Here is a 9,310-nt window from a genome sequence, read left to right on the forward strand (position 1 = left end):
GATGCGGTCGCGCGGCGGATGCCGCGGGCGTCAGCGGCCTGCCAGCAGCCGGCGCGCGGTATAGGTCATCACCTGTTCGCCGTGCTGGTTGAACACCTCGATGCGCGAATCAACCACGGCGCGGCCGCTGCGCGAGGTCGGGCGGATGCCGGTCACGGTCACAGTGGCATGGATGGTGTCGCCGACCAGCACCGGGCCGTGGATCTGCTGCGTCAGTTCCAGCATCGCCAGCCCGGTGCCCTGGATCATGGTCTGCAGGATAAAGCCCTCGATCAGCGTATAGGTCAGCGCCGCCGGCACCGGCCGGCCCTGGATGGCACCGCCGTCATAGCCGGCTTCGATGAAGATGGCCTCGACCATGCCCGTGACCGAGATGAAGTTGACCAGGTCGGTCTCGGTCACGGTGCGGGCGAAGGTGCGGAAGGCCTGGCCCTCGTGCAGGTCTTGCCAGTAGAAGCCCTGGCCCAGGCGGGGCAGTTCTGCGTGCGTCATGGTGTCTCCGTGGCGGCGGCGCAGCGCGCGGCGCCGCTCTGTTGCAGTTGTGCGATCTGTTCGGGGCCAAGGCCGGCGTCGGCCAGCACCTCGCGGGTGTGTTCGCCCAGCCGCGGCGGCACCGCCAGCGGCGCGCGCTGGCCGTCGAAACGCACCGGCGCGCCTGGAAAGCGCAGGGTGCCCATGGCCGGATCCTCGACGCTTTCAAAGAACCCGGTGGCGGCCAGGTGCGGATCCTGCGGCAGGTCATCCAGTGCGTTGATGCGCGCGACTGGGATCTGCAGCCGTTCGCACAGCGCCACCCAGTGCGCGGTGCTTTGTGCCTGCACGATCTCGCCGGTCAGTTCGTAAAGGGTCTCGATATGCTCGGTGCGGGCCGCGATGTCGGCAAAGCGCGGATCGGCAGCCAGGTCCGGACGATCCGCAGCGTGGAAGAAGTCACGCCAGTGCGCATCGGTGTACGGCATCATGCAGACATGGCCGTCGGCGCTGCGGTAGGGACGGCGCAACGGCGCCAGCACGCGCGGATAGCCGCTCGGGCCGCGCGGCGGCTCGAAGTGGCGGCCGTAGAAGTGCTCGACCAGGTTGAATGCCACCATCGATTCGAACATCGGCACCTCGACCAGCGTGCCGTGGCCGGCACTGCCGTCGTCCCGGCGCCGCGCGCGCCCGGCCAGCGCCGCGCACACCGACAGCGCCGCCACCAGCCCGCTGGTCTTGTCCGCGGCAATGGTGGGGAAGTAGCGGCTGTCGCCGGTCTGCGCCGCCATCAGCGCGGCGTTGCCCGACAGGCCCTGGATGATGTCGTCGTAGGCGGGCCGGCCGCCATAGGGACCGTCCTCGGCAAAGCCCAGCAGGCTGACGAAAACCAGGCTCGGATGGCGCGCCCGCACCGCGTCGGGCGCCAGCCCTAGCGCCGCCAGCTTCTGCGGCCGCATGCTGTGCATCAGCACGTCGGCGCGCTCCAGCACGCGCTCCAGCGCGGCCTGCGCGGCCGGCTGCTTCAGGTCCAGCACCACGCTGCGCTTGCCGCGGTTGACCCCCAGGAAGATCGCCGCCATGCCGGGCTCCGCGGCGGGTCCGGTACGGCGCGTGGAATCGCCCTCGGGCGGCTCGACCTTGATCACCTCGGCGCCCAGGTCGGCCAGCCACTGGCTGGCATACGGCCCCATCACCACCGTGGACAGGTCGACCACGCGGATGCCTGCAAGCGGCAGCATAGTGTCTCCGATCGTTTGTACTGTGGGCCACAGGGTAGATCAGCGGGGACGGGTGGTCTAATATTAGTTTTTTACCAATCGATATCGTCTGGATATTGGCAAGCATGGACCTCCGCCAACTGCAGCAGTTCGTCGCCCTGGCCGAAACCGGCAACTTCCACCGCGCCGCCGAACGGCTGCACATGGCGCAGCCGCCCCTGTCGATCTCGATCCGCAAGCTCGAGGAACAGCTCGGCACGGCGCTGTTCGTGCGCACCTCGCGCGGGGTGCGGCTGACGCAGGCGGGCGAGGCCGCGCTGCATGATGCGCGCCGGGCGCTGTTCCACGCGCAGCAGGCGCGCGCCGCGGCGATGGCGGCGGGGCAGGGCGAGCGCGGCGCGTTGCGCATCGGCTTTATCGGCTCGGCCACCTATGCGCTGCTGCCCAAGCTGATCCCGGCATTCCGCGCCGCGCATCCCGGCATCGAGCTGATCCTGCATGAATCCACCACCGCGGCGATCCTGGACCGCCTGGAGAAGCACCAGATCGATGCCGGGCTGGTGCGCTTCCCGATCCTGAGCAGCGGCGACTATGCGCTGACGCCGCTGGAGAACGATGTCTTCGTCGCCGCCGTGCCGGCCGACAGCCCGCTGGCGCGCGCCGACGCGATCGCGCTGCGCGCGCTGGCCGATGAGCCCTTCATCATGTATCCGGCGGCGCAGGTGCCCAACCTGCATGCGGTGGCGATGATGCTGTGCCAGCAGGCGGGCTTCGTGCCGCGCGTGACGCAGGAGGCGGTGCAGGTGCAGACCCAGGTGAGCCTGGTGGAAAGCGGGCTGGGGGTGGCGCTGGTGCCCAGCGTGGCGGCGCGCTACGCCAACCGGCGCGTGCGCTTCCTGCCGTTGTCGAGCCCGCGGCCGGCCGGTCGCATCGGTATTGCGCTGGCGGCGCGGCCCGATGACGGCGACCGCCAGGTGCAGCGCTTCCTGGCGGCGGCGCAGGCCGCGGTGCAGTAGCCGGCGCAGCCGTGCGGTGTCAGGCGGCGCGCGGGCGCGGGGCGCGCGGCCGGATCGCCGAGGTCACGCCGGCCCGCTCCAGGTTGACGCCTGGCAACAGGTGCAGCAGCCGCACCAGTTCTGACTGGCGATGCGTGCCGGTCTTGCGCAGCGTGTCGCGGATATGCACGCGCACGGTATGGGGCGAGAGGAACTCGCGCTCGGCAATTTCGTTGAGGGTCTCGCCGGCGGCCAGCCGGATGGCGATGATGCTTTCCTTGCGCGACAGCCCGAACAGCGACGTCAGCACGCCCGCATCCAGCACCGAGCGCGATTCGGAGTTGCCCAGCAGCAGCATCGCCGCCGGCAGTTGCCACGGGCCTTCCACCGGCTGGCGCGAGACCAGTGGCGTGACGATGATCGGCACCGGCTGCCCGCCCGAGGTGATATGCATCCACGAGCCCGACGCGGCGTCGGCGCCGCGGCCGCGCATGGCGCCGTCGAGCAGCTTGCGCAGCACCGCCTGCAGCGTGTCGCTGTGGGCGCGCAGCACGCCGTCCTGCAGCGACAGGTGGCTGTCGGCCTGCACCAGCGCCTCGGCCCAGCTGTTGGCATAGCGCACGCGCAGGTCGGCCTGCAGCACCATCACGCCGAAGTCCAGGGTATCGAGGCCGGCCAGGCCCAGGCTGGCCAGCCCGCTGAGTTCAAAGTTGCGCTGCTGCATACGCGCGGCGCGCACCCAGTGCGGCATGACATGGGCCAAACGCCGCTCGCGCTGGCCCGTGCTGATGCTGCCGGCGTTGGTGCCGCTCATCAGCACGCAGACTTCGGCGTTCTCGATCAGGCGGATGCCCTGTTCCAGTTCGGTGCAGGCCAGCGTGGTGGCGGTGGTCGCGGCGCCGGCGTCGTGGCAGCGCCGCGCCATCGCGTCAGAGGCCACGCGCCGGGCGTCGGGGCCGGGCAGGTCGAAGGGGCCGGGCAGGCAGTTGGGCAGGCTGGCGCCGCTAGTAAAGCAGCCGTGCGGGGTCACGCCCAGGCGGGCATGGCCGGCCAGCTTGTCCCAGATCAGGTAGCGCGGGCTGCCCGTGCAGGTGTAGCGCGAAAAGAGATCGAGGGCGGCGGGCATGGCCGCGACGTCCAGCGCGGACTCATAGATTGAATCGACCAGACGATGGAAATCCTCGTCCGTGGTCGGGTGTTCGCCCATGTTCTGATCCCCCCGGTGGCAAACGCCTCTTGCTCTGCGCCACGGCAAGTGGCCACATCCCTTCGTGTTATCGGTTCCGTTCTGGCGTTCTGTAGTGGCGCCGATACGGCTGTTGCGGGCAGCGCGCCTGTCGGCCGGCGCTTGCCGTACCGCAATCATGCCAAACAATGTTGTATGTTTTATACCCCGTGTTGGGAGGGGAAACCCCGATTGTGCGGCGTAACTTCCGGCCACGGTCGGCCTGCCCCAGCCAGCGCGTTCACGGCGGTGCGCCTTTTGGCACGAGCTCCCCGGCCGGCAGCTCCACCGCGCCGCCATCGACCTGGATGGTCAGGCTCGGCGAGGCCATGCGAATGCCGTTGGCGTCGAAATTGCGCTTGAGCCGGGCATTGAAGGCCCGCGTGATCTCCGCCTGCATCAGCGGCCGGGTCTTGATCTGCGCCATCACCACCGGCCCGCTCGGGTCGAAGCGGTCCAGGCCCAGGATCTCGAGTCCGGACATCAGCTTGCGGCCGTAGCGCAGATCGCGCGACAGTTCCGCGCCGGTGGTTCGGATCAGTTCCAGCGCGCGGTCCAGGTCACTCTGGTAGCTGATGCCGATATTGAGCACGGCGTAGCCGTAGCCGCGCGACAGGTTCTTGACCGCCTTGATCTGGCTGTACGGCAGCGTGTGCAACGCGCCGCGGCCGTCGCGCAGCTTGACGGTGCGGATGGTCATGGCCTCGACCACGCCCGCATGGTCGGGCAGCTCGATCGAGTCGCCGATGGCGATGGAATCCTCTACCACGATAAACAGGCCGGTGATCAGGTCCTGCACCAGGCTTTGCGCGCCGAAGCCGATGGCCAGGCCGACCACGCCCGCGCCGGCCAGCAGCGGCGTCACGTTGACGCCCAGGTTGGCCAGCACCGCGATCACGGTGATCACCAGCAGGCCGATGAAGGATGCATTGCGCACCAGTGGCAGGATGGTCCTGGCGCGCAGGCTGGGCTGCGCGGCGCGCGCATGGACCGGCGACAAGGACTGCGTGATGGCGGTGTCGATCAGCAGCCAGACCAGCCAGGCCAGCAGCACGGTGCTGGTGACGCGGAACGCGGTTTCGGTCAGGTGGCGCCCGACGGCCGACGATTCGGCCAGCCGCACCAGCGAAGAGCCCCACACGCGCATGACCATTTCGACGAAAGCGGCCCAGACCAGCACCCGCACCAGCGCCAGCGCAAAGCGTCCGAAGCGCTGCAGGTAGGCCGAGCGGCGGCGGTCGCGGATGCGCGGCGCACGCGCGCCGGCCTTGGGCGAGCGACCCAGCACCATGGTCAGCAGCAGCGCGGCGACGAACAGCGCCACCGAGGCCACCGTGCGACGCAGGAATACATCAGCATGGCCGGTGGCCAGCACGGTGCCGATCACCGAGGCCACCACCACGGCCAGCACCGGCAGGTGCCAGGCCTGGCCCGCCAGGCGCAACAGGTCGGTCACGGCGGGATGGGCCTGGCGGAAGGCCAGCGGCCGCTGGCTGATGAGCTGGCCGATCTGGCGGCGGAAAGCCAGCGCGAACCCGCCGATGCCCAGCGCCGCGGCGATATTGGCCAGGGTCGAGACCAGGGCCGACAGGTTGCTGCCCAGCACCGCGGCCATGCGGGCATCGGCAGCGCCGTTACCCAGTGCCGCCAGCGCGCCGGTGCAGAACAGCAGCCACGGCGAGCGCGCCAGCAGTTGGCGCACCGCCAGTTGCCGGTGCGCGCTGCGGAACAGCGCGAAGATGACCTGGCACACCGCCGCCGCGATCGCGCCGGCGACGATGGCGTAGGCCAGCAACACCGCGGCCACGCTGGCCGGCGACTGCGCGAACAGTTGCCGGGCCAGCATCAGCGTCAGCCCGAACGCCACCACCCAGGGCCCGATATGGCGGAGCATGTAGACGCCAACGTCGACCCACGAGGGCAGCTCGGGCAGCTTGCCGCGCGGCGCGTGCGGGGCGCCGGCCTGGTGCCGTCGCCGCAGCCGATGGCCGAGCTGCTGCAGCGCCCAGCCGCACACCGCCCAAGCCGCAAGCACCAGCGCGAATTCGCGCAGCGCGTCCAGTCCGGAGCGGGTGCCGCCCCGCGTCAGCGCGGCGCGCCATTCCTCGGCCGCGAAGCGCGTGCGCCAGCCCCAGTATTGCCACGGGCCGTGGTCTTCGCGCAGGTGCGAATCGACTTCGTCCAGCACCTGCGCCATGGCACCGATCAGGCCGGGCGCCGAGGCTGCCGCGGGGGCTGGCGCCGCCACGCCGGCGGAAGCCGCCAGACCCTGTCGCAGGGTTTGCAACTGGTTCACCAGCGCGCGCCGCTCGGCGTCGTCCTGCAGCGTGGTGATGACCTGGTCCAGTGACTGCGCCAGCGGCGTGCTGGCGGCGGCAGCGGCACTGGCCGGCGCCCCCTGTTTAGCCGCCGGCGCCAGCAGCGCGGCGAACGGGCCGGCCGGGGCGGCGTACGCCGGCATGGCGCACAGCAGCGCAAGCAGGCCGGCCAGCATGGCCAGTGCCGTAGCCACGACAGCAGGCCGACAGGGCGGGCAGGCGAGGGCGTGAGGTTGGGGTTTGCGCATGGAGGGGGATCGTCTGCCGGGGGGGGGCCGGCGCCGGAAGGGCCGTCGATCGCGCCACTGTAGCGCATCGGCCGCGCGGTGTGCCGGCGTGCGCCCGGGCGCCTTGGCACGCATTCGGCGCATTCGGCGCATTCGTCGCTTCGGACGATGCATCGGCGGCCCCGATCCCCGAATCTCGAACCCACTCCGGTACAGGCGATTTTTGGGCCTGCCGGCCTCAACCAGAGCGCGGCCGCGCAGCGCCGGCCGCACAGCAACAAGAGACAAAAGGAAAGACGGCATGGAACTCAATGCATCGGTATCGGCAGTAGTGACGGGTGGCGCCTCGGGGCTGGGCGCGGCGACGGCGCGCGCGCTGGCGGCACAGGGCGTGCGCGTGGCACTGTTCGACCTGAACGCCGAAAAGGGCGAAGCGCTCGCGCGTGAGCTCGGCGGGGTGTTCTGCCAGGTCAACGTGACCTCCGAGGCCGAGGTCGAGGCCGGCTTTGCCAAGGCCCGCGCCGCCATCGGCCAGGAGCGCATCCTGGTCAACTGCGCCGGCACGGGCAACGCCATCAAGACCGCCTCGCGTGCCAAGGAAGCGCCGGATCAGATCAAGCATTTCCCGTCTGATGCCTTCGAGCGCATCATCCAGATCAACCTGATCGGCACGTTCCGCTGCATCGCGCGATCGGCCGCCGGCATGCTGACGCTCGACACCGCCGGCGGCGAGCGCGGCGTGATCATCAACACCGCCTCGGTGGCGGCGCAGGACGGCCAGATGGGGCAGGCGGCGTACTCGGCGTCGAAGGCCGCCGTGGTCGGCATGACGCTGCCGATTGCGCGCGACCTGGCGGGCGAAGGCATCCGCGTCAACACCATCCTGCCCGGCATCTTCAATACGCCGCTGCTGCAGGGCGCGGCCGAGAACGTCAAGGCCGCGCTGGCCGCCTCGGTGCCGTTCCCGAAGCGCCTGGGGCAGCCGGAAGAGTTTGCCTCGCTGGCCGTCGAGATGTGCCGCAACGGCTATTTCAACGGCGAGTCGGTGCGCCTGGACGGCGCCATCCGCATGGCGCCGCGCTGAGCCCACCGGCCTGTCGCCACGGCCGCACCCGCGCCAGGCGGAGGCGGCCATGGCAATGAAATTTTCTGGAGACGCGGATGGATTTCAGCTACCTGACGACGCTGCCTCACGCGGTGCGCCATTTCGCGCGCCTGCGGCCCGAGGCCGTGGCGTATTCGTTCGAAGGCCGGCAGACCACTTACGCCGGGTTCGAGCGCAACACGGACCGCGTGGCGCAGGCCTTGCTGGCCGAAGGCGTGCGCGCGGGCGATCGCATCGGCTATATCGGCAAGAACAGCGACCACTATTTTGAGCTGCTGCTGGGCGCGGGCAAGACCGGCGCGGTGATGGCGCCGGCCAGCTGGCGCCTGGCCCCGCCCGAGGTCGAGTTCATCCTCGCGCATTGCGATGCGGTGGTGCTGTTTGTTGGCGCCGAGTCGACGGCGATGGTGCGCAACCTGCTGCCGGCGCTGCCGCTGGTGCGCAAGGTGGTGGTCATGGAACCGTGCGACGCGCAGGGTGACTGGCCCTGCTACACCGACTGGCGCGACGCGCACCCGGCCACGCCGCCCGCGCATGAGCCGGCCGCGCACGACGTGGTGCTGCAGCTGTACACGTCCGGGACCACCGGCCGGCCCAAGGGGGCGATGCTGACGCACCGCAACCTGACCATCGGCACCGAGGTCAGCGAGCGCGAACACCTGGCCTGGTCGCATTGGGTGGCCGACGATATTTCGCTGGTAGCGATGCCGGTAGCGCATATCGGCGGCTCCGGCTGGGGCCTGCGCAACCTGCTGTCCGGCGCCAAGGGCGTGGTTGCGCGCGAGTTCGATCCGCGCGCGGTGCTCGACTTCATCGAGAAGGAGCGCGTCAGCAAGCTGTTCCTGGTGCCGGCCGCGATGCAGATCGTGCTGCGTGACCCGCGCGCGCGCCAGGTCGATTATTCGCGCCTGAAGTATCTGCTGTACGGCGCGGCGCCGATCCCGGCGGCGCTGCTGCGAGAAGGCATCGAAGTGTTCGGCTGTGGCTTCGTGCAGCAGTACGGCATGACCGAGACCACCGGCACCATCGTCGCGCTGCCGCCCGAGGACCACACCACCGACGAAGTGCCGCGCATGCGCGCCGCCGGCAAGCCGCTGCCGGGGGTCGAGCTGAAGGTGGTGGATTACGAGGGGCGCCAGCTGGCACCAGGCGAGGTGGGAGAAGTGGTGGTGCGCGCGCAGCACAACATGGCCGGCTACTGGAAGCAGCCCGAAGAGACCGCGCGCACCATCGACGCCGACGGCTGGCTGCGCACCGGCGACGCGGGCTACATGGATGCCGAGGGCTACCTGTACATCCACGACCGCGTCAAGGACATGATCATCAGCGGCGGCGAGAACGTCTACCCCGCCGAGGTCGAAAGCGCGATCTACGGCCATCCGCAAGTGGCCGACGTGGCCGTGATCGGCGTGCCGGACGAGAAGTGGGGCGAGGCGGTCAAGGCCATCGTCGTGCTCAAGCCGGGGCAGGCGCCGGACCGCGATGCCATCCTCGCCTGGACGCGCCAGCGCGTGGCGGGATTCAAGGTGCCGAAGAGCATCGAGTTCGTCGACGCGCTGCCGCGCAACCCGTCGGGCAAGCTGCTGCGCCGCAAGCTGCGCGAGCCGTTCTGGGAGGGGATGAACCGGCAGGTGAACTGAAGCCGCCGGGGACGCGCCAAAGCCCGCCATCACTGAACTGAACCCCAGAAGTTGGACGGTTCGAGAAGACTAGGCTTGCAAGGGCTGAGTCCTGTATTGCACGGGACTC

At 70.0% G+C, this 9,310-nt stretch carries 7 protein-coding genes; 3 read left to right on the forward strand and 4 right to left on the reverse strand.

All coding sequences use genetic code 11. The annotated features are described in order from the left end of the window. Positions 1-30: 30 nt before the first annotated feature. The gene (locus E5S69_RS23970) at positions 31-492 is read right to left on the reverse strand and encodes a MaoC family dehydratase (protein ID WP_171517085.1); all 462 of its coding nucleotides are present in this window, start codon (positions 490-492) and stop codon (positions 31-33) included. After that, a complete protein-coding gene (locus tag E5S69_RS23975) occupies positions 489-1,712 on the reverse strand; it encodes a CaiB/BaiF CoA transferase family protein (RefSeq protein ID WP_171517086.1) in 1,224 nt (407 codons plus the stop codon). Before E5S69_RS23975 ends, E5S69_RS23970 begins: the two co-directional genes overlap by 4 nt. A 104-nt stretch (positions 1,713-1,816) precedes the next feature. Between E5S69_RS23975 and E5S69_RS23980 the strand changes: the two genes are divergently transcribed. Beyond that, the gene (locus E5S69_RS23980) at positions 1,817-2,707 is read left to right on the forward strand and encodes a LysR family transcriptional regulator (RefSeq protein WP_171517087.1); all 891 of its coding nucleotides are present in this window, start codon (positions 1,817-1,819) and stop codon (positions 2,705-2,707) included. Positions 2,708-2,726: 19 nt separating this feature from the next. Here the strand turns inward: E5S69_RS23980 and E5S69_RS23985 are convergent, their stop codons facing one another. Then, entirely contained in the window at positions 2,727-3,893 is a 1,167-nt protein-coding gene (locus tag E5S69_RS23985) for a helix-turn-helix transcriptional regulator (RefSeq protein WP_171517088.1), read from the reverse strand. Between the two features lie 259 nt (positions 3,894-4,152). After that, positions 4,153-6,477, reverse strand: coding sequence for a mechanosensitive ion channel family protein (locus E5S69_RS23990; protein ID WP_171517089.1), 2,325 nt, complete (start codon positions 6,475-6,477; stop codon positions 4,153-4,155). A gap of 280 nt (positions 6,478-6,757) precedes the next feature. Here E5S69_RS23990 and E5S69_RS23995 point away from each other — a divergent pair, with 280 nt between their 5' ends. Continuing rightward, positions 6,758-7,540, forward strand: coding sequence for an SDR family NAD(P)-dependent oxidoreductase (locus E5S69_RS23995; protein ID WP_171517090.1), 783 nt, complete (start codon positions 6,758-6,760; stop codon positions 7,538-7,540). Between the two features lie 77 nt (positions 7,541-7,617). Next, positions 7,618-9,201 (forward strand): fatty acid--CoA ligase, encoded by a 1,584-nt coding sequence (locus tag E5S69_RS24000; protein WP_171517091.1) that lies wholly within the window; start codon positions 7,618-7,620, stop codon positions 9,199-9,201. Positions 9,202-9,310 lie beyond the last annotated feature (109 nt).

Source organism: Cupriavidus necator (genome assembly GCF_013141915.1).
In the GTDB taxonomy this organism is placed as follows: domain Bacteria; phylum Pseudomonadota; class Gammaproteobacteria; order Burkholderiales; family Burkholderiaceae; genus Cupriavidus; species Cupriavidus necator_B.